This is a genomic window from Rhizobium sp. RU36D, assembly GCF_900176345.1.
Classification (GTDB): domain Bacteria; phylum Pseudomonadota; class Alphaproteobacteria; order Rhizobiales; family Rhizobiaceae; genus Allorhizobium.
The window spans coordinates 85,627-110,221 of sequence record NZ_FWXU01000005.1 but is presented as its reverse complement, the minus strand read 5'-3'; the positions used below and the strand labels follow the sequence as shown (position 1 = coordinate 110,221).

20 protein-coding genes and 2 pseudogenes are annotated in these 24,595 nt (G+C 63.0%); 6 read left to right on the top strand and 16 right to left on the bottom strand.

Annotated features, from left to right (window positions below):
* Positions 1-512: 512 nt before the first annotated feature.
* The 5 genes and pseudogenes from B9A97_RS08235 to B9A97_RS08215 all read left to right on the top strand — a co-directional run.
* Positions 513-1,790 (top strand): ABC transporter substrate-binding protein, encoded by a 1,278-nt coding sequence (locus B9A97_RS08235; protein ID WP_084364634.1) that lies wholly within the window; start codon positions 513-515, stop codon positions 1,788-1,790.
* A 31-nt stretch (positions 1,791-1,821) separates the two neighbouring features.
* Complete coding sequence (locus tag B9A97_RS08230; RefSeq protein ID WP_084364633.1) at positions 1,822-4,122, top strand: molybdopterin-dependent oxidoreductase; 2,301 nt, start codon at positions 1,822-1,824, stop codon at positions 4,120-4,122.
* A 31-nt stretch (positions 4,123-4,153) separates the two neighbouring features.
* Entirely contained in the window at positions 4,154-5,440 is a 1,287-nt protein-coding gene (locus B9A97_RS08225) for an NAD(P)/FAD-dependent oxidoreductase (protein WP_084364968.1), read from the top strand.
* A gap of 12 nt (positions 5,441-5,452) precedes the next feature.
* Entirely contained in the window at positions 5,453-6,412 is a 960-nt protein-coding gene (locus tag B9A97_RS08220; protein ID WP_084364631.1) for an ornithine cyclodeaminase family protein, read from the top strand.
* 75 nt (positions 6,413-6,487) lie between these two features.
* Positions 6,488-6,652 (top strand): annotated as a pseudogene (locus tag B9A97_RS08215) (GntR family transcriptional regulator); the annotation flags it as partial.
* Positions 6,653-6,777: 125 nt separating this feature from the next.
* Here the strand turns inward: B9A97_RS08215 and B9A97_RS08210 are convergent.
* The 7 genes from B9A97_RS08210 to B9A97_RS29755 are packed head-to-tail and all read right to left on the bottom strand — an operon-like array spanning position 6,778 to position 12,043.
* Positions 6,778-7,722: a branched-chain amino acid ABC transporter permease gene (locus B9A97_RS08210; RefSeq protein WP_084364629.1), complete on the bottom strand. Its 945-nt coding sequence runs from the start codon at positions 7,720-7,722 to the stop codon at positions 6,778-6,780.
* Between the two features lie 7 nt (positions 7,723-7,729).
* Positions 7,730-8,632, bottom strand: a complete 903-nt coding sequence (locus tag B9A97_RS08205) for a branched-chain amino acid ABC transporter permease (RefSeq protein ID WP_084364627.1) — start codon at positions 8,630-8,632, stop codon at positions 7,730-7,732.
* Entirely contained in the window at positions 8,629-9,372 is a 744-nt protein-coding gene (locus tag B9A97_RS08200; RefSeq protein WP_244564159.1) for an ABC transporter ATP-binding protein, read from the bottom strand. The genes B9A97_RS08205 and B9A97_RS08200 overlap by 4 nt, the downstream gene beginning before the upstream one ends.
* Positions 9,369-10,157: an ABC transporter ATP-binding protein gene (locus B9A97_RS08195; protein ID WP_084364625.1), complete on the bottom strand. Its 789-nt coding sequence runs from the start codon at positions 10,155-10,157 to the stop codon at positions 9,369-9,371. The genes B9A97_RS08200 and B9A97_RS08195 overlap by 4 nt, the downstream gene beginning before the upstream one ends.
* The gene (locus tag B9A97_RS08190; RefSeq protein WP_244564158.1) at positions 10,150-11,307 is read right to left on the bottom strand and encodes a pyridoxal phosphate-dependent aminotransferase; all 1,158 of its coding nucleotides are present in this window, start codon (positions 11,305-11,307) and stop codon (positions 10,150-10,152) included. The genes B9A97_RS08195 and B9A97_RS08190 overlap by 8 nt, the downstream gene beginning before the upstream one ends.
* A 47-nt stretch (positions 11,308-11,354) precedes the next feature.
* Positions 11,355-11,744: a Rid family hydrolase gene (locus B9A97_RS08185; protein WP_084364621.1), complete on the bottom strand. Its 390-nt coding sequence runs from the start codon at positions 11,742-11,744 to the stop codon at positions 11,355-11,357.
* 29 nt (positions 11,745-11,773) lie between these two features.
* On the bottom strand, positions 11,774-12,043 hold the full coding sequence (locus B9A97_RS29755) for a hypothetical protein (RefSeq protein ID WP_179145247.1): 270 nt from the start codon (positions 12,041-12,043) through the stop codon (positions 11,774-11,776).
* Between B9A97_RS29755 and B9A97_RS30130 the strand changes: the two are divergent.
* A pseudogene (locus B9A97_RS30130) lies at positions 11,951-12,142 on the top strand (flavin reductase family protein); the annotation flags it as partial. The gene B9A97_RS29755 and the pseudogene B9A97_RS30130 overlap by 93 nt on opposite strands.
* 219 nt (positions 12,143-12,361) lie before the next feature.
* Here B9A97_RS30130 and B9A97_RS08175 read toward each other — a convergent pair.
* The 9 genes from B9A97_RS08175 to B9A97_RS08135 all read right to left on the bottom strand — a co-directional run bounded on the left by B9A97_RS08175 (position 12,362) and on the right by B9A97_RS08135 (position 24,325).
* On the bottom strand, positions 12,362-13,735 hold the full coding sequence (locus B9A97_RS08175; protein WP_084364620.1) for a M20/M25/M40 family metallo-hydrolase: 1,374 nt from the start codon (positions 13,733-13,735) through the stop codon (positions 12,362-12,364).
* Between the two features lie 4 nt (positions 13,736-13,739).
* Positions 13,740-15,773, bottom strand: a complete 2,034-nt coding sequence (locus tag B9A97_RS08170) for a hydantoinase/oxoprolinase family protein (protein WP_210189689.1) — start codon at positions 15,771-15,773, stop codon at positions 13,740-13,742.
* Positions 15,760-17,592 (bottom strand): hydantoinase B/oxoprolinase family protein, encoded by a 1,833-nt coding sequence (locus B9A97_RS08165; RefSeq protein WP_143530371.1) that lies wholly within the window; start codon positions 17,590-17,592, stop codon positions 15,760-15,762. Before B9A97_RS08165 ends, B9A97_RS08170 begins: the two co-directional genes overlap by 14 nt.
* Positions 17,593-17,614: 22 nt before the next feature.
* Positions 17,615-18,637 (bottom strand): NADPH:quinone reductase, encoded by a 1,023-nt coding sequence (locus tag B9A97_RS08160; RefSeq protein WP_210189688.1) that lies wholly within the window; start codon positions 18,635-18,637, stop codon positions 17,615-17,617.
* A 14-nt stretch (positions 18,638-18,651) separates the two neighbouring features.
* The gene (locus B9A97_RS08155) at positions 18,652-19,554 is read right to left on the bottom strand and encodes an ABC transporter ATP-binding protein (protein ID WP_348532392.1); all 903 of its coding nucleotides are present in this window, start codon (positions 19,552-19,554) and stop codon (positions 18,652-18,654) included.
* Between the two features lie 104 nt (positions 19,555-19,658).
* Complete coding sequence (locus tag B9A97_RS08150; protein ID WP_084364614.1) at positions 19,659-20,672, bottom strand: ABC transporter ATP-binding protein; 1,014 nt, start codon at positions 20,670-20,672, stop codon at positions 19,659-19,661.
* On the bottom strand, positions 20,669-21,571 hold the full coding sequence (locus tag B9A97_RS08145) for an ABC transporter permease (protein WP_084364612.1): 903 nt from the start codon (positions 21,569-21,571) through the stop codon (positions 20,669-20,671). Before B9A97_RS08145 ends, B9A97_RS08150 begins: the two co-directional genes overlap by 4 nt.
* A complete protein-coding gene (locus B9A97_RS08140; RefSeq protein WP_084364610.1) occupies positions 21,564-22,541 on the bottom strand; it encodes an ABC transporter permease in 978 nt (325 codons plus the stop codon). Before B9A97_RS08140 ends, B9A97_RS08145 begins: the two co-directional genes overlap by 8 nt.
* Before the next feature lie 134 nt (positions 22,542-22,675).
* On the bottom strand, positions 22,676-24,325 hold the full coding sequence (locus B9A97_RS08135) for an ABC transporter substrate-binding protein (RefSeq protein ID WP_084364608.1): 1,650 nt from the start codon (positions 24,323-24,325) through the stop codon (positions 22,676-22,678).
* Positions 24,326-24,595: the final 270 nt, after the last annotated feature.

The following is a 24,595-nucleotide window of genomic DNA, read 5'->3' as shown; positions in this document are numbered from 1 at the left end:
GTTCAGGCCTCTATCCTGCATTTCCAATGGAGATGCAATCAATCGAGGCAGGACGAAGCCGCCATGCCTCGGACAAGTTTTACAACCGCCTCAACGCGTGCGTTGCCGCAGGGCAGACTTTCAAGAGATCTCGCCGCTGAAGTTTGATTGTTGTCGGTTTTACCGATGGTGTGGTTGTCGCGATGCCAATCGACACATCAGGTCGTCCTGCAGCGTCCGGATGGACGCATAGCGATCGGGCGCAAAAGATCGAGACCAAGAGCTCGGTCGCGACGAGCAGCGGAACCAATTTCGTCCTAACGATCGGGGATGGATGAGCCGGCCGTCAAGCGAAACACCGAGCGACTTTAAAAGAACCGCAAAATCCAGACGCTTTACAGGATTTCGATTATACGATTATATGATCAAATGATTGGTCAAGGCTGAATGCAGCCGACCGTCAGAAAAGCGCGGTGCGGCAGAATAGCGGCCATGTTGCGAGAGCTAGGAACAAACCTACAGAGGACGAACACATGATACGGTTTCACAGTTTGCTTGCCGTTGGCATGCTTGCAGGGGCGTCGCTTTACACCACGGGCGCGCAGGCGCAGGACGCCACCTGCCCGGTGCGCATCGGCGGCGTGCTTTCGTTGACCGGCTCGATGGGTGCGGTCGGCAAGAACATCGCCAACAGCGCGCAGCTTGCCATCGATCACATCAACGAAGGCGGCGGGATCAAGGGTTGCAAGGTAGAATTCCTGCTGCGCGACGACCAGGGACAGCCGAATGTCGGCGTCGATGCCGCCAAATTCCTCGTCGAGGTGGATCGTGTCTCCGCGATAACAGGCGCGATCTCCAGCGGCGTGACCATTCCGATCCTCACCTCGGTGACCGCACCGGCCGGCATTCCGCAGATCGGCTGCTGCTCGTCTGCACCGGTCCTGACCGATCTTGCCAAGCAGGGGAAGACCGGCGGCTATTTCTTCCGGACCTTCCCGTCGGTGAAAAACCTCGCCTATCCGCCGGCCAGCGTCGCGATCGAAAAAGGTCTCAAGCGCGTCGCGGTTATCTACATCAACACGGACTATGGCACGAGCCTGGTCAAGGATTTCAGCGCCGCCATGAAGACGCTGGGCGGCGAGGTGGTATCGTCGGTGGCCTTCAACGAGAACCAGGCCTCGTATCGCGCCGAGGTATCCACCGCGCTGGCATCGAAGCCTGATGCCGTGTTCCTCGTGGCCTTCCCGCAGGATGGCGCGACGCTCGCACGTGAATGGATTTCGCTGGGCGGCACACGCAAGCTCATCCTCAACAACGCGCTGCGCAGCGCCGATTTCGTCAAGGCGGTCGGCGCCCAGTACCTGACCGAATCCTTCGGCACCGACAATGCGTCCGCCGGCGGGCCGGAACTCGATACGTTCCGCGGCCTTTACGAGGCAGCCTACAAGGTCAGCGCCGAAGGCCCGGGCATCTACAACGAATATGATGCTGTCATGGTGCTGGGGCTGGCCATGAACATCGCCCCCGATCTTTCCGGCGCAGCCATCCGCGATTCCATCCGCAAGATCCACACGTCGGGCGGCACCGCCATCGGAACCGGACCTGAGGCTTTCGCCGAAGCGCTGAAGACAATAAAGGAAGGTAAGCCGATCCGTTACAACGGCGCTACCGGCCCGCTCGAATTCGACGCCTATGGCGACGTGACCGGGCCGGCGCTGACATGGAGCATCGGTGAGGACGGCGCGCTGAAGATCGACAGCAAGCTTTCGATGCAGGATATGCAGGCGCTGTTCAAGAAGATCGACGGCTGAAGCGGTCCATAACGGGGGCAGGAAAGACGATATGACCTATACGTTGTCGCATTGGGGTACTTACAAGGTCGAACAACGCGACGACGGGTCGCCTGCCCTCCTGCCTTTCGAGCGTGATACCGACCCCAGCCCCATAGGGCTTCATCAAAATGCCGCGTCGCTCGCGCGCCTGCGTGTGCGACGGCCGGCGATCCGCAGAAGCTGGCTGGAAGGCGGTCCCGGCCATGCCACGGACCGGCGCGGCACGGATGAATTCGTCGAGGTCGACTGGGACCAGGCGCTGGACCTTGCTGCGGCCGAGATCGACCGGGTACGAAACCTGCATGGCAACAACGCCATCTTCGGCGGATCCTACGGCTGGGCCAGTGCCGGGCGCTTCCACCACGCGCAGAGCCAGGTGCATCGTTTCCTCAATGCCGCGGGTGGCTATGTCCGCCATGTGGATTCCTACAGCCTCGGCGCGGCCAATGTCATTCTGCCCCATGTCGTGGCGCCGATGGACGAGTTGATGGCCAGCCATTCTTCCTGGGACATGCTGGCGAAGCATACCGGCCTGTTCGTGACGTTTGGCGGCGTTCCGGTCAAGAACGCGCAGATGAATGCCGGCGGTGTCGGCCTGCATCTTGCGACCGCGGGCCTGCGCGCCATGGCGGATGCCGGCGTGCGCATGGTCAATATTGGCCCGGTTGGCGACAATATGGGACCGGTCGAGGACCGCACGGAATGGATCCGCTGCCGGCCGAACACCGATACAGCCGTCATGATGGCCATGGCCTATGTGCTGGTCACCGAGGGGCTGCATGATCGCGGCTTCCTCGACCGATGCTGCGTCGGCTTTGATGCCGTCGAACGTTATCTCCTGGGCCGAGACGATGGCATAGCCAAGACGCCCGCCTGGGCCGAGACGATCAGCGGCGTATCGGCTGCCGCGACCACTGCCCTTGCCCGCGATATGGCGGCGACACGCACCATGCTGAACGTGTCATGGGCCATGCAGCGCGCCTCCCATGGCGAACAGCCGTTCTGGATGGTGGTGACGCTCGCATCGCTGCTTGGCCAGATCGGCAAGCCGGGCGGCGGCTTCGGCGTGGGCTATGGCGCGGCCAATCTGGTGGGCAGCAGCCATCGCCGCATCAAGGGCCCCACGTTTTCCCAAGGCCGCAACACCGTGCCGGATTTCATTCCCGTGGCCCGCATCGCCGACATGTTGCTCGATCCGGGTGGCGCCTTCACCTATAACGGCATCGATTATCGCTATCCGGATATCAAGCTGGTCTATTGGGCCGGCGGCAATCCGTTCCACCATCATCAGGACCTCGGGCGCCTGGAGCAGGCATGGGCCCGGCCTGATACCGTGATCGTCAACGAGAGCTACTGGACCGCGACTGCGCGCCGCGCCGATATCGTGCTGCCGGCGACGGTGACGCTGGAGCGTGACGATATCGGATCTGCCACGCTGGAAGGCTTCTTTGTTGCCATGAAGCAGGCGCAGCCGCCTGCCGGCGAGGCGCGCGACGACTACCGGATCTTCGCCGACATCGCCGGGCGACTGGGGTGCGGCGATGCTTTTACCGAAGGCCTGGATACCATGGGCTGGCTGCGGCGCATGTATGACGAGTGCCGGCGCGTCAATCACGAGCGGGCCATCGACCTGCCGGCGTTCGAGGCGTTCTGGGAGGATGGGCTGCTGGACCTGACGGCCCATGATGCGCCCGTGACCATGCTCGAAGGTTTCGTCGCCGACCCCGCGGCCAATCCGCTGGCAACGCCCTCCGGCCTGATCGAACTCTATTCGGAGACGATCGCAGGGTTTCGTCTTCCCGATTGCCCGGGCCATGCCGCCTGGATCGAACCGGCAGAGTGGCTCGGCGCCGACGAAGTGCAACGGCACCCCCTCCATCTCCTGACCGACCAGCCGGCGCGGCGGCTGCATAGCCAACTGGACGCCAGCCCCTATAGCTCAGAGGGCAAGATCGACGGGCGGGAGTTCGTCTACGTCAATCCGGCCGATGCCAAACAGCGCGGAATCGCAACAGGCGATGCCGTCGAGCTTTTCAACGGTCGGGGACGCTGCATAGCAGCCGCCAAGGTCACCGATCGCGTCATGACCGGGGTCGTTCGGCTGAACACCGGCGCATGGTATGATCCGGAGCCGGGAACCGGCCGCGACCGCCACGGCAATCCCAACGTCTTGACGGCCGACCGGCCGGCATCCTCGCTGTCGCAGGGTTGTGCCGCCCAGAGCTGCCTGGTGCAGCTTGTCCGCCATGACGCTGATCCGCCGCGAGTGGGCGCCTTCGACCTGCCGCGACTGATAGAACAGAATCGATAGCCGACAACGAAGATGAATGATTGATATGCAGATGAGTCCTCCCATTTCCCGCACCATCTGGTCGCGGTCGGTCCGCCAGTTTGCCCAGACAGAGCCGGCACCCACCCGTGGCACGGCCGATGTGGTGGTGGTCGGCGGCGGCTTTACCGGGCTGACGGCAGCGCTGCATCTCGCCCGCCGCGGTGTCCGGGTCACCTTGCTGGAAGGCGGCGACATTGCCGGTGCAGCGAGCGGTCTCAATGCCGGCTTCGTCGTGCCGAATTTCGCCAAGGCAGACCCGGCCGCCGTGGTTGCACGACTGGGCAAGCCGCGTGGCGAGCGCCTGCTGCGGATGATCGGCGCAGGCGCGGCACGGGTCTTCCGCACCATCAGCGAGGAAGGAATCGATTGCGACGCCGAGCAGACGGGCTGGATGCATATTGCCCATGACGCATCGATGTTGCCGGTGCTCTCGGCGCGGGTTGATGCCTGGCGTGCGCTCGGGCGACCCCTCGAAATGCTGGACCGCTCCGCTGCACGCGCCCGCAGTGCCGCCCGCCATTGCGAGGGCGCCCTGTTCGATCCGGAAGGCGGCATGCTCAACCCGCTGACCTACGCCCTGGGACTTGCCAATGCCGCAAGGCGGGCCGGGGCGATGCTGCATCAAAACGCGATGGTGCAGACCATAGAACGACAGGGAGATGGCTGGCGCGTGGAGGGCCAGGGCTTCTCCGTCGCCGCCAAGCAGGTCCTGCTCTGTACCAATGCCGGGCGGCTTGGCGCCGCAGGCCGCCTCGGCCAGGCGGTGGTGCCCCTGAAGGTCTACCAGATCGCGACCAAGCCCCTGCCTGCGGAAGTGGCCCGCCGCATCTCGCCACAACGCACGCCGGTCGCGGATACCCGATCCAACCTCTTCACCTACAGGCTGGACCGTGACAACAGGCTGATCAGCGGCGGCATGGCTGTGCTGCCGGTTGGTGCGGAAGGGCGCATGGGGCGGATGATCGCCACGCGCCTGGCGCGCGAACTTGCGCTGCCCGCGGTGCCGGAGGTCGATGCTGTCTGGCAGGGCACAGCCGCGATGACCACGGATTTCCTGCCGCATGTCTATGAATTCGGCCCCGGCTTCTGGGGCGGCATTGGCTGCAATGGCCGCGGTATCGCGCTGACGGCGATGGTCGGCGAGGTGCTGGCCGATATCGCCACGGGCAAGTCCCTTGAGGACGTTCCGGTTCCCCTGGCCAAGGCGCATCGCGTGATGTTCGCCCCGATTGCCGCCGTTGCGGCCTCCGTCGCCGTCGCGCAGGCGAAATTGCGGGATCGCCGACAAGGTTTGTAACGGAGAAGCAGCATGTTCGTCGTCAACCGCGAGGCCATCCAGCGCACCTTCACCATGACGGATTGCATCGCCGCCGTTGAGGAAGGCCTTGTCGCCTGGACCCGTGGAGCAGCTTTCCTCCATCCCCGCTTCCAATTGCCGGGCGGCCCCTCGAACGCTCTGATGGGCCTGATGCCGGTCGTCGCGATCGAGCCCGAACGGTTGTGGGGCCTAAAAGCCGTGATGGTGGCCCATGGAAATCCGCAACAGGGGCTGGACAGCCATCAAGGGGCGATCCTCATCTGCAATGCCGAAACCGGCGTACCTCTCGCCCTGGTCGATGCGACTGAGATCACGGCGATGCGCACCGCAGCGGCCAGCGCGCTGGCAACCCGGGCGCTGGCCAAGCCCGATGTCGGCAGGATTGCCATCCTTGGAACGGGCCGGCAGGCAAGGACGCATGTCGAGGCCCTGCGTGTGGGCTATCCAAAAGCGGAATTCAGGCTATGGGGCCGTTCGCCCAAGGCAGAGGCGCTGGCGCAGAGCATCGGGGCCTGTCATGCCGTCTCCGTCCAGGAAGCGATCGACGGAGCGGACGTGATCTGCACCGTCACCGGTTCGCGTGAGCCGCTTCTGAAGGGCGGCTGGATCACGCCTGGTTGCCATATCAATGCCGTCGGCGCCAGCAGGCCAGACGCCCGCGAGCTCGACAGTGACCTGGTGGCGAGGAGTGAGTTCTTCGTGGATTCTCGCAGCCAGGCCGAAACGGAATGCGGCGAATATCTGATCCCTCTCGGCGAAGGCCGCATCGGCACTGATCACATCCGCGCCGAGCTTGGAGCAATCCTGGCCGGGCAGGCTCCAGGCCGCAGTTCTCCGGCAGCGGTGACGGTCTTCAAATCGCTCGGGATTGCGGTTGAGGATCTCTGGGCAGCCGCAAGGGCGCTTGAATGCGCAAAGGCCGCCGGCCAGGCGCAGCAGGTACGCTGGTAGCATCGACCGCTTGAGGCAAGCGGTCACGGATAACACAGATGAAGGCATTTCATCGTTGATCAAGGCCGGTTTGCCATGAGTGTCGATTTTCTAGAGCCAGTAACCACCCGTTCCACCGTTCAGGACGTGGTCTACCGGCAGTTACGAGCGGCTCTCATGTCCGGCCAGTTCGATCCTGGCCAGACGCTGACCATAGCTATGCTGTCCGAGCGGTTCGGTACCAGCCACATGCCGGTGCGCTAGGCGTTGCGGCGGCTGATGGCAGAAAGGGCGGTGAAGGCCGACATCCTCACCACCCAGACCTTGCTCCGCAAGCTCTGCCGGAGCGAGGTGGAGTCCGGCGAGCGCTGACGGGCGCGGCGCTATCACGCCGCGCGTCTTGCCCCCGCGACCTTCTCGCCGATCAGGCCCCGCGGACGGAAAAGCAGCATCAGCACAAGGACCAGACCGATCATCATGGACTGCACTGCGCCACCGTAATTCTGGTAATCCTGCGGCAGCGCCTTGATGACGTAGCCGCCGACAAGGCTCCATAGGCCCCAGACGATCACGGCACCCAGGATGGCGCCGCGATTGTTGCCGCTGCCACCGACGATCAGCATGGTCCAGATGAGGAAGGTGATGATCGGGAGGAAGTCGAACGGGCTGATGAAGCCGATGAAGCTGACATAAAGCGCACCGCCAAGTCCCATCAGGATCGATCCGAGCACGAAAGACTGCAGCCTGAACAGCCGCACATCCTTGCCCAGGGTCTGCGCCGCGACCTCATCCTCTCGTAGCGCCCGCAGGACCCGGCCCCAGGGCGAGCGTCCGATGCGTTCCAGCGCAGAATAAGCAAGCAGGAGAATGACGGCCACCAGCGCCAGATAGGCCAGGCCGTTGGCCAATGGAGAGGCAAACAGATTGCGGGTTGGATTGGGGATCTCAGCGATGCCCATGGTCCCGCCGGTCAGCGGCTCCAGGTTGACGGCGATCAACTGGATTGTCACGGCGATGCCGAAGGTCGCGACGGAAAGATAATCACCCTTCAGCCTGATGGTAATGAGACCGATCAGCATGGCGGCCAGCGCGGAGACCGCCATGGCGCCGACAATGCCCACGAGCCACGGCAAGCCGAGATTGCCGATCAGCCCCTGCTTGGCCGGCGCCGTCAGGATCGTGAAGGTATAGGCGCCGATCGCATAGAAGCCGACGACGCCAGCATTGAACAGGCCGGTCATGCCCCATTGCAGGTTCAGCCCCAGGGTGACGATGCCGAGTATCAGCGCGACACTCAGGAAAAAGACGAGGTAGGAAAGGATTCCGATCATGGGGACCTCAAATGCGCGACGATTTGGTGAACAGGCCCTGCGGACGCATCGACAGCACGATCAGCAGTAGGACGAAGGGAATGGCGGCCTTGTAGCCCGTCGGCAGCACCAGCGTGGAAAGGCTTTCCGACAGGCCGACGATCAATCCTCCGGCGACGGCGCCGAACAGATTGCCCGAACCGCCGAGGATCGCTGCCGCAAACAATGCCAGCAGCATGTTAAACCCAAGCTCCGGCCTGATCTGCACCGTCAGTCCGGCGAAGATGCCAGCAAGCGCCGCAAGCGCCCCGCCGAGCATCCAGGTCCAGCGGACGACATTGCGGATGTCGATGCCGCAGACCTGCGACAGCGCCGTGTTGTCGGCCATGGAACGCATGGCAATGCCGACCCGGCTATGGGTGAGGAACAGGTGCAGGCCGAGCACGAGAAGCGCGGTCAGCACCAGCACGAAGACCTGATCGGGCATCATCCTGATATCGGGCAGCACCTCGATCGACATCTGCAGGGCGGTGCTGTAATAATAGGCATCTGAGCCCCAGAACAGCAGGATGGCGTGGCGTAGCATCAGGGCGATGCCGAAGCTGGCGAAGACCAGCGTCAGTCTGTTGGCCCGCAAACCGCGCAGCCTGCTGAAAACGAGTTCGTCCATGGCGATGGCAATCAGGCCCGTGCCGACGCAGGCGATGACGATGGCCGGCAGCAGCGACCAGCCGAAGGAGAACGGGCCGATCTGCTCGCCCGCCGGCATAAAACTGATCACGGCGAGCCCGATATAGGCTCCCCAGGTCAGTAGCTCCCCATGGGCGAAATTGGCGAATTTCAGGATCTGCGAGCAGAGGGAATACCCGATGGCGCCCAGCGCGAGGATACCCCCGGTAAGAATGCCGTCGGCGATGGCTTGTCCGATCATATCTTTCTCCGTGCTCCCAGAAATGCTTCGGCAACGGCAGTGTCGTCCATAAGGTCTGCAGCGGTGCCCGAGATGTGATTGCGTCCCTCGACAAGAACATAGGCCCGGTCGGAGACCCGCAGCGCGGCCTTGGCGTTCTGCTCCACCATCAGCACACCCACGCCCGTCCGTGACAGGTCCCTGAGGCTGACCAGCACTTCCGTGACGATCTTCGGTGCAAGTCCCGCGGTCGGTTCGTCCAGCATCAGCACGCGCGGCCGGGTCATCAGGGCGCGAGCGACCGCCAGCATCTGCCGCTGGCCGCCGGAAAGCACATTGGCCAGTGCATTGCGGCGTTCGGCCAACGTGGGGAACTGGGCGTAGATCTCGGCCAGCCGTTCGCGCAAGGCGCCACGCGACAGCGTATGCCCGCCGGCGACGAGATTGTGCTCAATGGAAAGCGAGGCGAAAACATTGCCGGTCTGCGGCACGAAACCTATGCCGGCACCGACGACGGCATGGGTGGGCAGGCCGGAGATCTCCCGGCCCTCCAGCCGCACCTTGCCGCCTTCGATACACACAAGACCGGCGAGCGCCTTCATGAAAGTCGACTTTCCAGCGCCGTTCGGCCCGATCAGCGTCACGAACTCGCCGGCCGCGACCGTTACCGAAATGTCGAACACGATCGGCATCTTCGGAATATAGCTGGCGCAGACATGGCTGGCCTCCAGCAGAGGCGTTCCGTTGGGTGGCATGGTCATGCATGCTCCTCCTGCGTGACATCGCCGAGATAGGCGTCGATGACCTTCTGTTCGCGCATGACTTCGGCAGGTGCACCTTCGAAGATGACCTTGCCCTGAGCCATGACGACGATGGTGCCGCAGATGCGCATGACCAGATCCATGTTGTGCTCGACGATCAGGAAGCCGGTGCCCCGCGCATTCAGCGCGACGATCTTCTCGATCAGCGTTTCGATCAATGTCGGATTGACGCCCGCGGTCGGCTCATCGAGCAGGATCAGCTTGGGGTCGATCATCATGACCCGGGCGAGTTCCAGCAGCTTCTGCTGGCCGCCTGATAACAGCCCCGCTGCGTGGTTCACCACCTCCTTGAGGCCGGTGAATTCGATGATCTCCATGGCCCGCTCGGTCAGTCGCCGTTCTTCCGCGGCGACAAGACTGGGTCGGAACCAGTTGTTCCAGAAGCGCTCGCCCGACTGGCCAGAGGCGGCGCAGACGACGTTTTCGAGCACGCTCATCTGCGGGAAAGGACGTGGGATCTGGAACGTCCGGGCCAGCCCATGGCGAAAGACCTGCTCCGGCCTGAGACCCGATATCGTCTGGCCGTCGAACACCACCTGCCCATGACTGGGCTGAACCTCTCCAGCAATCAGACCGAACAGGGTCGATTTTCCGGCACCGTTTGGTCCAATCAGGCCGGTGATGGTGCCGGCCTTGACATCGATGTCGACCCCATCGACCGCCCGCAAGGCGCCGAAGCTGCGCGCAAGGCCGCGGGTTTTCAGGATGATCCCGTGGTCAGCCATTGCCAACTCCGTTTCCTGCGGCGCCCGCCTGCCACAGCCCGTTGAAAAAGGCCTGCAGCCGGTCAAGACCGATCTCGATGCGCTCGATGCTTTCCGAACCGAAGCAGATCCGCAAATGCCCCTCGCCCGCAGGGCCATAGAAGCTTCCCGCTTCCACCACCACGCGCGCCTCTTCCAGTATTCGCTCCGCCATGACCTGCGACGGCAGCCCGAAATCCGAGATGTCTGGGAAAGCATAGATGGCCCCCTGCGGCAGGGCGCAGCGCACGCCCGGCATCTGGTTCAGCCGCCGGACCACCACATCGCGCTTGCGTCGATCTTCATCGACGAGGTCTTCCAGCGGTTCCGGCGGACCTTCGATTGCCGCACGAGCGCCGGCCTGAATGAAGGTGTTGACATGCGTGGCATCGTTGGCGGTAATCTTGAGCATCCCGGCCATGGCCCAGGACGGCGCTACGGCATAACCCAACCGCCAGCCATCCATCGCATAGGATTTGGTAAAGGCGAAGGCGGTAACGGTGCGCTCGGCCATGCCGGGCAGCGAGGCGATCGAAATATGCTTGTGGTCATCGAAGACGATATCTTCATAGACTTCGTCCGATAGGACCAGCAAATCATGGCGGATCGCCAGGTCGGCAAGACCCTGCAATTCCTCCCGGCTGTAGACCCGTCCGGTCGGATTGACCGGGTTGACCAGCACAATCATCCGCGTGCGGGGCGTGATCGCCGGTTCGATGAGCGCAGGCTTCAAGGTAAAATCATCCGCGGCGTCGAGCGGCGCGATCACGGCCCTCGCGCCGGCAAGCTCGATCTTGCCGAGATGCTGCGGATAATATGGTTCCAGAAGAATCACTTCGTCGCCCGGATCGATCAGGGCCATGAAAGCCGCGAACGAGGCGTGGGTCAGTCCGTTCGTGACGAGGACGTCATCCGCAGATGCCGCAATGCCATTGCGTTCGTTGAGCTTGCGGGCAAGCGTCTTGCGCAATTCAGGCGTCCCGCGCAGATCGCTGTAATGAACCTCGCCGGCCAACAGGGCGTCGATGGCCGCCTGCTTGATATGGCCAGGCGTATCGGCATAGGGCTTGCCGAGTTCGAAATGAATGAGGTCGGCCCCACGCGCGCCCAATTCGGCGGCTTTCTGATACATGCCAAAGGACTTCTTTGGCGTTTCGGATATTCTCTTCGCAACCCGTCTCATGCGTCGCTCCGCCGCCGTGCAACTGCTTCAATCTCGACCTTGATCGCCTCGACCGGAAAACCGCAGATAATCGTCGTGTTGGTTGGCCGCGGATCGGAGAAGACCGCGCCGAGCAACATGGACACTGGCACCACATCATCGCGCGAAGCGAGATAGACGCGCACCGAGACGATATCCGCCATGGAGGCATCTGCCTCGGCAAGCGTGGCCGAGATGATTTCAAGCACCCGCTTGGCCTGATCCTCGGCGCTCGCAGCAAAGCCGCCGAGTGCCGGATCAAAGCCTGACGTGCCAGAAATGAAGATCCATTCCCCGTCGACGACGGCCCTGGAATAGCCTGCGAGCCTCTCGAATTCCGAATTCGAGTAGATTGATTTCCTTGTCATACGTTCCCCGTGACTAAATGCGCGTTTGATCAAACTATCGCGATTGAGATGACGTTTTGCAAGCGTTTTATTTCAGACATGCTGGTTGTGGGATGGCCCGCCCTTGCGAGGACGTCGGCCATGATCTCGTTTTCTAGAATAGAGAGGCGCCAAGCCATGCAGATTTGCAGATTGCATTGCAATTTATGTGTGCGCGATGTGAGGACATCACGCTTGAGCTTGGCAAATCCCGGCAGACCATCATGAGCGAAATTCTGTTTGTCCATGATGCGCAGGGGGTGGTCGATGAAAAGCTGCAAGTGGATTCTGCCGGCATAGACGCAATCGCACGTCTTGGCGGCAACACCTGCGCAACAGGTCCGCGACCGGTCGAAATGGCCACTCCAAAGCTGTCCTGACCGTCAAACCAGCCCGCTTACATCAGGTATGTCAGAGCCGATCGTCTCTGATCCTGGCGCAACAATGCTCTATCCCGTTTGCAGCGGCAGAACGCTTCCATTTGGCCCTGGAATGCTTCAAAGCACGTTGCGGGGCATCGGCCCCACGCAACGTGCTTTAAGTGCTTGTTTAACGCATGTGTGATTGCAAAGCCGCGGCATGCTTTGGCGCGACATGGTCTAAGCTGTCCCCTCTCCCAGCTTTGTCAGCAGGGCCGCGCCGGTCTTGATGCCGGCAATGAAGAGGTCGATCTCCAGGTTTTCGTTGGGGGCGTGGTTGGCCTCGTCGGCATTGGCATAGGGCACGACAAAGGCCGGGGTCTTCAGGATCTTGGTGAAGACGTAGTCCGGCAGGCTGCCGCCGACGGTCGGATAGAGCAGCGGCTCGACGCCGCGCGCTGCAACAATCGCCTCGCGAATGACATCCGCAAACGGATTGTCCATGGGTGTCTTCGATGGCAGCATGCCGTTCAGCGGCACAAATTCCACGTCGGGCGCGTGGCGTTCGACATGGGCGCGCACCCGGTCGAACACATATTCGGGGGTCAGCGGCTCCACCAGGCGTATGTCGCATTTGGCAAAGGCCTCGCACGGCAGCACCGTCTTGGAGCCGGGTCCGCCATAGCCGCCATGCAGGCCGTTGATGGTGAGGGTCGGGTGGAACATCAGCCGGTCGAAATAGGCCCTGTCCTGCGGCGCGTCGAGTTGGCTGATACCGAGATCGGCCTTGATCGCATCAAGATCGAGCGGCAACCGGCTGACCGCCTCCCGCTCCATGTTGGTGGGCGGAATGACGGGATCGTTCAATCCCTCGATGGTGATCTCGCCGCCTTCGTTTTTCATGGTCCCGAGCAGATGCACCAGTTTCCAGATGGCATTCGGCATGACCCCGCCGAAATTGCCGGAATGCGCATCCCGTCGGGCCGTCTTTGCCCGGAGCTCAAAGGAGGCGACGCCGCGCACGCCGAAGGTGATGATCGGCATGCCGCTCTCATGCAACGGACCGTCCGAGGTGACGACCAGATCGGCCTTCAGCTCGTCGGCATGCTCGCGCACGAATTCGGCGATATGCGGAGATCCGATCTCCTCCTCGCCCTCCAGCAGGAACAGGACATTGCAGGGCAAGTCGCCCATGACGGCCAAGATGCTTTCGATGGCCAGCAACTGGGCGAAATGCTGGCCCTTGTTGTCGCCGATACCGCGGGCATAGATGCGTCCATCGCGGATGGTCGGCTCGAAGGGCGGGCTGAGCCACAGGTCGAGCGGCTCCGGCGGCTGGACATCGTAGTGACCGTAGAGAAGCACCGTGGGTTTTCCCGGATGCTTCTCCCTGCGCCCCAGCACCATAGGGTGATTGCGCGTGGGAATGGCCTCGGCCTCAAAGCCCATGCCTTTGAGGATATCGACCAGGATTGCCGCCACCTCGGCTATGCCCACGTTTTGCGCGCTGATCGAGGGATGGCGGACATAGTCCATCACCCGGTCGATGAAGCTGCTTGAGTTGGCCTCGATATGGGCGAAGACGCGCTCGAGCGCGGTTTGGTCTGCGGTCATGGTTTCAGCCCTCCGCCCGGGTTAGCAGTATCGCGCCGGATGGGTGGACCGTGCCGGTCCAGCGCGGTGCGACGAGCGTCGTGGTGTCGAGCTGGGTCAGAATGACAGGACCGGAAAATTCCGTGCCGGCACCCAGCTTCGCACGATCGGCCACGGGCACGGTCGCCGGCCCCGTCTCGAAATGCACCTGCACATGGTCATAGGGCTCCAGCGCGCCGCCTGCCGCAAGCACGGCGGCGGCTGGCGGCTTGGTCAGGCCGGAGGCTTCCACCCGCAGCGTCACCAGTTCGATTTCCGCCTCCAGCACGAAGCCATAGAGTGCCTGGTGCTCCCTGGCGAAATTCTGCTCAACCAGTTCGCGGCTTTCCGCCCACGGCACGGCCAGTTCACCGCCCTGGCCGTGATAGCGCAGCAGCGCAACGGTCTGAATGCGCCGGTCCGCTTGGCTGACACGTTCGGTTTCGAACCAGGCAGAGGCCTGCTCTACCAAATCGGCGATGATCGCCTCGGCGGCCTTTACATCAATGGGACCTGCCTTCGGCATCGTCCGGCTGAACTCGGCCTTGAGGTCGGCGGCGAGCAAGCCATCGGCGCAGAGCACGCCGGGGGCCGGGGCGATCAGCACGCGGGAAATACCCAGCAGTTCGGCCAGCGAGCAGCCGTGCAACGGTCCGGCACCGCCGAACGGCACCAGCGTGAAATCACGGGGGTCATGACCCCGCTCGACCGAGACAACCCGGACAGCGCCCACCATGTGGCTGTCGACGATGGCCAGCACCCCGCGCGCCGCATCGGCCACGCTGAGATCAAGCGGGTCGGCGACCCGGGAGCGGATGACGGCGCTGGCGGCATCGACATCGAGCGCCATGCGCCCGCCCAGAAGCCGCGCGGGCAGATGACCCAGCACGACATGGGCATCCGTGACGGTGGCTTCCTTGCCGCCATGGCCATAGGCTGCCGGCCCGGGACGGGCCCCCGCGCTTTGAGGGCCGACGGTCAGGGTGTGATCGGTGACGGCGGCAATCGACCCGCCGCCCGCGCCGATCGTGACCATGTCCACCATCGGCAGGGGAAGCGGCCATTCACCCACCTTGCCGTGCTGCGTCAGTCCGATCTTGCCGTCCTTGATCAGGCAGATATCGGCGCTCGTGCCGCCGATATCGACGGTGATGATATCACTGATGCCGCAGGCAGCCGCCACGGCCCGGGCACCGACCACGCCGGCCGCGGGCCCGGAAAGAGCTGTCAATGCGGGTGCGGTGCGGATCGTATCCGCCCCGGCAACACCGCCATTGGACTGCATCAGCATCAGCGGTGCGGTGACCCGTTCGTCCTCCAGCCGCTGTTCCAGCCGTCGCACATAGGTGGTGACGCCGGGCATGACGGTGGCATTGAGCACCGTCGTCAGTGAGCGCTCGAATTCGCGCACCACCGGCAAGACATCGGTCGAAGTGGTAATGGCCAGACCCGGAAGCTCCTGCCGCAGCAGGTCCGCCGCGCGGCGCTCATGGGCCGGATTGGCAAAGGCGTGCAGCAGGCAGATGGCAACCGCCTCCACCTCCATGGCGCGGATCATCTCGGCAGCCTGGCGAACGCTTGCCTCGTCCAGCGGATCGATAACGGCGCCGCCGGCGGCAATACGCTCATCGATCTCGACGATGCGGGCGGCCGGAACCGGCCGCGACGGCTTGACCCAGGTATAGAGATTGGCCTTGCGGGGGATATCCTGCCGGCCGATTTCAAGCACGTGGCGGAAGCCGCGGGTAGTAACCAAAGCGGTGCGTGCGCCCTTTCCTTCCAAAATCATGTTGGTGGCCACCGTCGTGCCGTGAAGCACCTGGCCGAGCGTGTTTGCCTCCCGTCCGGCCTCCGTCAGCGCCAGGCGGATGCCGTTGAGAAAGGCCTCGGACGGATCGGTCGGCACGCTCGGCGTCTTGGCGCGCCAGATGGCGCCCGATGCCCGGTCCAGGAGCGTGATGTCGGTGAAGGTGCCGCCGATATCGACGGCGATGGACAGAGCGGACTCAAGCGAGGACATCGACATACTCCTGGCGATGGAAGGTGCCCGTGACGGGGCGGTTGGCGCGCAGGGCCTCGGTCGAGGCCGCGTCGATCTTGCCGGCGCGGATCACGACGCCATACAGGCGCTCCGCCGCCGAGACGCTGACGAAGCCGCCGAGCACATCGGCCAGAACCGCGTCCACAGGCCGGTCGAACGGGTGGCCGTAGCCGCCACCGCCGCCTGTCTCCATGCGCAGGATATCGCCCTTGACCAGCCGGTTGCCGTCCGAGAGCGGAGGAAGCCGGCGCTCGTCCGCCTTGCCCGGGTTGACGGTGACGCGCCCGGTGCCGCCACCCATGCCGCCGTGAATGCCCCAGGGCGGGTTCTTCACGCTGTCGATGCGAACGGCGAGCAGCATGTCTTCCGCGAGGATTTCATATTCGCGGATGATGCCGCATCCGCCTCTGAAGCGGCCTGCTCCACCGGAATCCTCGACGATTCCGTAAGTTCGGAGCCGAACGGGATAGCCGACTTCGAGGAACTCGACCGGATAGTTTTCCTGCGCCACGAAATAGACCGCATCGATGCCGTCGGAATCCGGGCGGGCGCCGTAGCCCACGCCGATGCCATCGGCCAGCAGGAAGCGCTTCAGCTCTCCTGCCTCGTCACGATAATTGCCGCGCATGATGGTGATGACATAGGCGGAATTGGAGGCTGGCGCCTTGCCGCCAGCCACATTGACGAGGCCGTTCAGCGCCGACAGCACGCGCATGGTGGTGAGGCCACGCATGCCGAGCGCTGCCGGAAAGCGCGGCTGCAGGAACGAGCCTTCGCGCAGCCTGACGTCGTCGATCGCCTGCGGACCGCCGGCATTGCAGACCTGGGCCGGGTCGCCGCCGAGATAATAAAGGCCGAGCGCCATGCCCGGCACCCCGCGATTCATCAGGAAATTGACCGGTCCGGGCGCCTGGTCGTCCGACTGGGTGGCATCGAAGATGAAACGGTCTTCCCCATCGCTGCCCTTTTCGCGCGTCAGCGACATGCGCATCTTGAACGGTCCGTTGCCGTGGCCGTCGGTGTCGATGGCATCCGTGAAGCTGTAGGTGCCGTAGTCGAAGGTTTCCGCCAGCTTCTTGCGCACCAGCTTGCGGGTGCGGGTCAGAAGCTGCGCCAGCGCGTCTGCCACCACATCGCTGCCGAACCGGTCGAGGATTTCGCCGATGCGTTTGACGCCGAGTTCGACGCTCGCCATCAGGGCACGCATGTCGCCCATGCTCTGGTCCGGAAAGCGGGAATTGCGATGGAAGATGGCCAACGTCGCCTCGTTGGTGACGCCGGCATCGATCAGCTTGGTGGGCGGGATGATGATGCCTTCCTGGAAGATCTCCGTGGCATCCGGACTGATGGATCCCGGACGGATGCCACCGATATCGGCGAAATGCGCCCAGCTCATCACGAAAGCGCAGCGCTTGCCATCCTTGAACACCGGCGCCAGCAGAACCTGGTCATTGGAATGCGAAACCGCGCCGCGGGAGCCATAGCAGTCGTTGTACCAGTAGAGATCGCCCGGCTTCATCGTCTCAGCCGGGAAATGCTCAAATACGGGGCTCGTCATGTCACCGAAGATCGGCACCATGGAGCCCACGGCCATCACGCCATCGCCATCGAACAAGGCCGTGTAGAAATCCTTCTTCTCGCGGATGAAGGCGGAGATGGCGGTCCGCTCCAGCAAGGCTTCCATTTCGGACTGGGCGGCGGCAATGGCGCCGCGGATGATTTCCAGCGAGACGGGATCGCGGATCGGTCTTTCGGCCTGCTGCGGGGAGGTTCCCGGTTTCTCCTTGAGATTGAGCATGATGTTGTCCTTGCGGTTATTCTCAAATGATTGGGTCTGGTGCGGGCGATAGCTGCACCACGACATTGCCGAGGCCGCCCGCCTCCACCCGTTGATGCGCCTTGGCGATCTCGGAAAGCGGAAACCGGGCACCGATCGCCACGGCCAGTCGTTGATTGGCGGCAAGCGTTGCGATCATCCTGTGTCCCACCAGCCTGGCGGCCTCGGGTATGCGGAAGCCCTGGATGAACCTGAGATTGGCGCCCTTCGCCGCGAAAGCGTAATAGGGCAGCACCGGTGTCGGATCGCTGCTGGACGAATAGGAGGCGACGGTGCCGTTCGCCTTGAGGATCGCGGCGTCGAGGGCCAAGTTGTCGCCGAAATCCACTTCGATAACCCTGTCCACCCCCTGCCCGCCGGTGAGGTCCAGGACCCACTTGGCCACATCGTCCCTCTTGCGGTTGATGAGGTGATGGGCGCCCGCCGACTTGGCATGGCTAGCGGAAGCCTCGCTGCTGACGGAGCCGAACACGGTTGCACCGGCAGCCACCGCCATCTGCACGGCAAAGTGACCGACGGCACCGGCTGCGCCGCTGATGAACACCGTGCATCCATCGATCGGACCATCCGAAAACAAGGCGCGATAGGCGGTCATGGCCGGCACGCCGAGGCAGGCACCCTCTTCGAAACTCAGGGCATCGGGCAGTGGCACGGCCTGCTGAGCGTCAATCGCGATAAACTCCGCTGCGGTACCGAAAGCACGGCCGGCCTCGCCATAACCGCCCTGGGCATTCCAGAGCCAGACGCGCTCATCGATCCGGGCCCGGTCTACGCCCTCTCCAACATCGACGATGGCACCGGCGCCATCGGTATGCGGAATGACCCTTGGGTGTTCCATCTGCATGCCCCGCCATCCCGCCCGACGCTTGACGTCAGCCGGGTTGATGCCGGAAGCCATGACGCGGACCAGAACCTCACCGGCTGCGGGTCGTGGAATCTCCATCAGCCCATGCTTCAACACCTCGTGTGCCGGTCCGGTCGTTTCATAGAATGCCGCTTGCATCATCACCGTCCCATCCCTCAATACAGATGGCAGGCGACCAGCCGGTCACCCACATGCTTGGGCTGGGGGACTTCCGCGGCGCAACGTTCATGCGCGGCGGGGCACCGGTCGCGGAACACGCAGCCAGAGGGCGGGTTGCGAGGATCCGGCGCTCCACGGCCGATCGGAAGCGGCGCATGGCTCTGGTCCGTGTGCGGCACAGGCACCGCCGCCACCAAAGCCTTGGTATAAGGATGCAGCGGCTCACGGACGATGTCCTCGGTCCGGCCATCCTCCATCACGCGGCCGAGATACATGACGATGGTCCGCTCGCAGACATAGCGTACCAGGGCGAGATCGTGGCTGATATAGATGGCCGTCAGGCCCAACCGGTCGCGCACATCGCGGAAGACATTCAGCACGCCCGCACGAACGGAGACGTCCAGCATGGACACGGGCTCGTCGGCTACGACGAATTGCGGCTGCAGGATCAGCGCCCTTGCCATGACGACACGCTGCAATTGTCCGCCGGAAAGCTGGTGCGGATAGCGGTCCAGGAAGCTCAAGGGGTGGGGCAGCTTCACCAGTTCCAGGGCTTTGATGATCAGGCCTTCCCGCTCGGACTTGGCTATGCCGGCATTTTCCAGCGGCTCGGCCAGGGTGGCCCGGATCGAGAAGCGTGGATTGATAGCGTCGAAGGGATTTTGGAAAATCAGCTGCGCCCGGGATCTGAAATCCCTGAGCTGCGCCTTTGTCAGGGTCGACAGATCATAGCCATCGAAGTGCACACTGCCGCCCGTCATGGGCTCCAGCTTCAGCAGCAGCCGACCCATCGACGTCTTGCCACAGCCGGATTCGCCCAGCAGGCCAATGCTCTCGCCGTGGCGGATGTCGAAGGACACGCCATCCACCGCCTTGACGACTGTTGACTTGCCGCGCATCGCTGCCAGCGCACCACCGACCTTGTAATGCAGCTTGGCCTCGGAGACCGAGATCAGGACGTCCGTTTTTCCGCCGGACATTGTGCCAGACATTGTCATTGTCATCAGCTAGCCACCCATGTCTCAGTGTTTGCGGCCTGGATGCGCAAGGCCGCCGCTTCGTCTGCGCGGTGGCAGGCGACGGGGTGATCCGGCTCCACGAGAACCGTCGGCGGCTCCGTTGCGCAGACCGGCAATGCGAAGGGACAGCGCGCCGCAAAGCGACAGCCCAGCGGCGGGTCCGCCAGGTTTGGCGGCGCACCCTCGATCGGCGTCAGCACGCCGGAGGCAGCGCCTGCCAGATCGGGGAAGGCATTGCGCAGTCCCATGGTGTAGGGATGCGATGGCCGGTTGAGGGTCGCTACCGTGCTGCCGGCCTCGGCAACCTTGCCGGCATACATCACCACGGTGCGGTCACAGATATAGGCGACCACCGAGATGTCATGGGTGACCAGGATCACCGAGAGGCCGAGCCGTTCCTGCAAATCCTTCAACTGGTCGAGGATCTGCCGCTGCACGATGACGTCGAGCGCCGTGACAGGCTCATCGGCGATGATCAGTTTCGGATCGAGCGCCAGGGCCAGGGCGATCGCCACGCGCTGGCGCATGCCTCCCGAAAACTGATGCGGGTAATCCGTGAGCCGGCCGGGATCAATACCCACCATTTCGAACAGCGCCTCGGATCGCTCCCTTGCCGCTTTGCGCCCCAGGCCGCCGCGCCGGCGCAGCACCTCCGCAAGCTGGTATTCGACCGTATAGACCGGATCGAGCGAGTTCATCGCGCTTTGCGGAATGAAGGCAATGTCACGCCAGCGCAGGGCGTTCATGTCGCGCTCCGGCAGGCTGGCCAGGTCCTTGCCGTCAAACAGCATCCTGCCGCCGGTAATGGCCGCGTTCTCGGCGATAACCCGCGTCAGGGCCCGGGCAACCGTGGTCTTGCCGCAGCCGGACTCGCCCACCAGGCCGGTGATCGAGCCGACGGGCACGTCGAAACTCGCGCCATCCACGGCGTGGACCTTGCTGCGGCCCACCTGATAGCTGACCCGAAGGTCCCGAACGGAGAGAAGAGGTTCTGTCATCGGTTCAACTTCGGGAAGAGAATGTTTTCGTAGCCGCGCGTGATGAAGAAGCCCGCGCTGACGACCAGGATGATGCAGATGCCGGGGGGCAGGAACCAGTAATAGGCCTGCTTTGCGAGCGCCTGGCTGGCAAAGGCATCCTGCAGCATGTAGCCCCAGCTGATGGAATTGGGATCGCCGAAACCCAGGAAGCTGATCGAGGCTTCCGTCAGGATCGCCCAGCCGATGGCAATCGATCCATAGAGGAAAGAGAGCGGAAGAATGTTCGGGGCGACATGGCGCAGGATGATCTTCAGATCCGACGATCCCGCCACGCGCGCGGCTTCCACATAGCCGCGGGTTCTCAGGCTCAGGACCTGGCTGCGGATGACCCGGGCGGTATCACGCCACAGCACCAGCGCCATGGCGAAAACCACGTTCCAGATCGACGGCTCGAGAAAGGCCGCAAGCACGATCACGAAGGGCAGGAACGGAATGCCGAAGGCAATGTCGGCAAGCCGCATCAACACCGCATCCACCCAGCCGCCGAAATAGCCGGAAACCAGCCCGACGATGGAGCCGATCAGCGCCACCATGAAGGCGGCGGTTATGCCGATCAGCAAGGCCGAGCGGCTGCCATAGACGATCTGGGAAAAGATGTCGCGACCGAGACTGGTCGTGCCCATGATGAACCCATCCTTGCCGGGCGGCAGGTCGGCAGCAAGGTCATAGGCCTGGGTGTAGAGAATTTCCGTGGGATCATAGGGGGCGATCTGGTCCGCAAAGATCGCGGCAACCAGGAATATGGCATAGATCGCCAGCCCGGCCACGGCAAAGGGATCATTGGTCGGCAGCCTGAGCGCGCGGAAGAAGCGCGTGAACAGGCCGGTTCGGGGAGCGCGGACGATATCCTCACGCATGGCTGATCCTCGGATCGAGCAGCGCATAAAGCATGTCGGCGAGCAGGTTCATCAGGATCACGACAAGCGCAATCATCAGGAAGGCACCCTGCGCCAGCGGATAATCGGAAGCCGCGACTGCATTGACCAGTTCACGCCCGAGCCCCGGCCAGGAGAACACGCTCTCCACCACCACATTGCCCTGCAGCTGATAGCCAACGGCGATGGCGAAGGAGGTCATGACGGGCAGCAGCGCGTTGCGCGCGGCATGCCGAACGATGACCGTCCAGCTCGACAAGCCCTTGATCCGCGCCATGGTGACGAAGTCCTCCTTCATCACGTCAAGCATGTTGGAGCGCATCAACAGCAGCGGCAGTCCCTGGCTATAGATGGCAAGCGTCGCCGCCGGCAGCGCCAGGTGGGTCAGGAAATCCCGCGAGGTGTAGAAATCGAGCAGGCCATCAAATTCCGCACCGGCCGTGCGCGTGCCACCGGCCGGAAACCAGCCGAGCCAGAAGGAAAAAATGGCGAGGATCACCATGCCCAGCCAGAATTCCGGCATGGCCCTTGTGGTCAGAACGAGGGGGATTGCGGTTTGCTCCACCCAGGAGCCGCGACGCCAGGCGAGATAGGCGCCCGCGAGAATGCCGAACGCATAGGCGACGATCAGGGAGGAGAAGGTCAGCACCAGCGTATTGGGCAGGAGCATCAGGATACGCTCCCCGACCGGCTGCCGGTAGCGGAAGCTGTCGCCCAGCTCCCCCTGCAGCAGATTGCCGAGATAGATGAAATATTGCTGCCACAGCGGCTTGTCCAAGCCGAAGGCGACCATGAGCTCCTGTTGCTGCTCTACTGTAAACGACGGGTCTATATAGGCCGCCATCGGATTGCCCGGCATGAGCCGGAACATCAGGAACAGGATGGTCACCACCGCCCAAAGGACGAGCGCAAGCTGCAGCAATCTGCCGCCTATCGCCTTGAAATTCGACATGGATTTTCCCTCAATCCCATCCGTGGCCGATGCGGGCCACGGGTGGGAGCTACGAGCTTCAGGGAGGAGCGGCGGCTTGGACGAACGCCGCTCCTCGCGTCAGGGTCAGGGGCCAGGGATGACGGTGTGCGCCGTTACTCGCCCAGGGTTTCCTTGATGTCGCCGGGATAGTGGAGCTTGCCGCCTTCCAGCGTGTAGCCGGCATCCGCCAGCGCCTTGGCGGCAATCGCCTGACCGGCCTTGAAGCTCTCGACCACCGACTTGTCATGCCAGAATTCAAGCGCCGGCGAGACAACCGAGTTGGAGGGCACGGCGAAGCCGCGATAGGCCGCCTTGACGATCAGCTGGCGATCGACCGCTTCCGACAGAGCCTTGCGGAAGGCGGGATCGTTGAAGGGCGGGCGGCGCATGTTGAAGCCGATATAGCGGAAACCCATGTCAACAGTGGAAACCACCTCAAGCTTGGGGTCCGCCTTGGCGGCATCGACCAGCACCTGCGGGTCGCCCGAGAATTCGCCGACGAAATTGATTTCGCCTGATTTCAGCATGCCGAGCGCGGCTTCCGCATTGGGAACGATGCGCAGGATCCAGCGCTCCGCCTTGGGCGCATTGAAATGCTCCTTATTGGCAGCAAGAACGATTTCCTCGTTCTTGGCCCAGCTGACAAACTTGTAGGGGCCGGAACCGATTGGCGTCTGTTCCTGGTAGCTTTCGGCATTTTCAGGCTTGGCTGCGAGATCCTTGAGGATCGGTTCCCAGACATGCTTGGGGATCAGGTTGATCTTGGCAAGGCTCGACGTCACGAACGAGGCCGATGGCGTGTTCAGCTGGAAGGTGATGGTATCGCCGGCGGTCTCGATCGACTTGATGTTAGAGGCGAACGGCTTGTACATCGGCGCTTCGCCGCCGACGGCCGCCTCGAAGGAGAACTTGACGTCTTCGGCCGTGACCGGCTGGCCATCATGCCATTTCAGGCCGGCGCGCAGCTTCACGTCGACGGTCTTGTCGTCCTTCCAGGTAAAGCTCTCCGCCGCCCAGGCCTTGGGCAGTCCGTCAGGACCGACGCGCAGAAGGCGATCATAGATCAATTCCGTGACCCAGCTGTCGACACCGCCGGAGATGTAGAGCGGATTGACCGCCTTCACATTGTCCGAGGAGTTGATGACGATGTCCTTCTTGGCGCCTGCCGGCTCCATGCCGAGGAAGGTCCAGGTGTTGCGGATGCCGATGCCGCTCTGGTTGACGATGGATTCCGGCTTCCAGACCTCCTTGTTATAGGCAAAGGTCGATTTCGGATGAACCAGCATCATGTTGGGCTGGTCTTTCGCAAGCACCTCCTGCGCCTTGAAGATCAGCGCCTTGCGCTTTTCCGGGTCGATCTCGCTGCGCTGGGCCTCGACCAGGGCATCATATTCCGGATTGTTGTAGCCGACGAAGTTGTAGCCCTTTTCGGCCGTCGAGGAATGGAACAGGTTGAAGACGATTTCATCGGGATCTGAGCGCTCCGGGCGGCCGACCATCTGCCATGCGGTGGCGTCCCATTTGTCGCGCTTGTACCAGACCTCTTCCGACATCTGCTCCCAGGGCTGCGCCTTGACCTCGACATCGAGGCCGAGCTTGCGCCATTCCTGCGCGATCAATTGGACGGACTGGAATTCGGCCTGCTGGCCGGCCTGGGGGCGGCTGAGAATGGTGATGGTGCGAATCTTGTCGCCGGCAATGGCCGGCATGGCGACAGCCGTGGCCATCAACATGATGGCGGCGGTCCTCAATATGGTTTTCATTGTTGTTCTCCTCTGAAAGACTGGGTTTTGTCCTTATTGGCGAGGGGCAGTCAGCCACCCGCAGTCGCGAAGCATTGCCGCCGGTAAAAGCCGCCGCTGATTTGACTGGGACCCCAATCCGGCCTTGGGATCGCAGGAAAATGAAATTACGCGGAGCCCCATCTTGTTTTATTGTATGAAACAGTGTTTCGTATTTTTGGTTAGTAAAACACATTCTTGAAAGATTGCAAGAAGCGATCACAAGATCGCCGTGACAAGGGGAGAACGCCA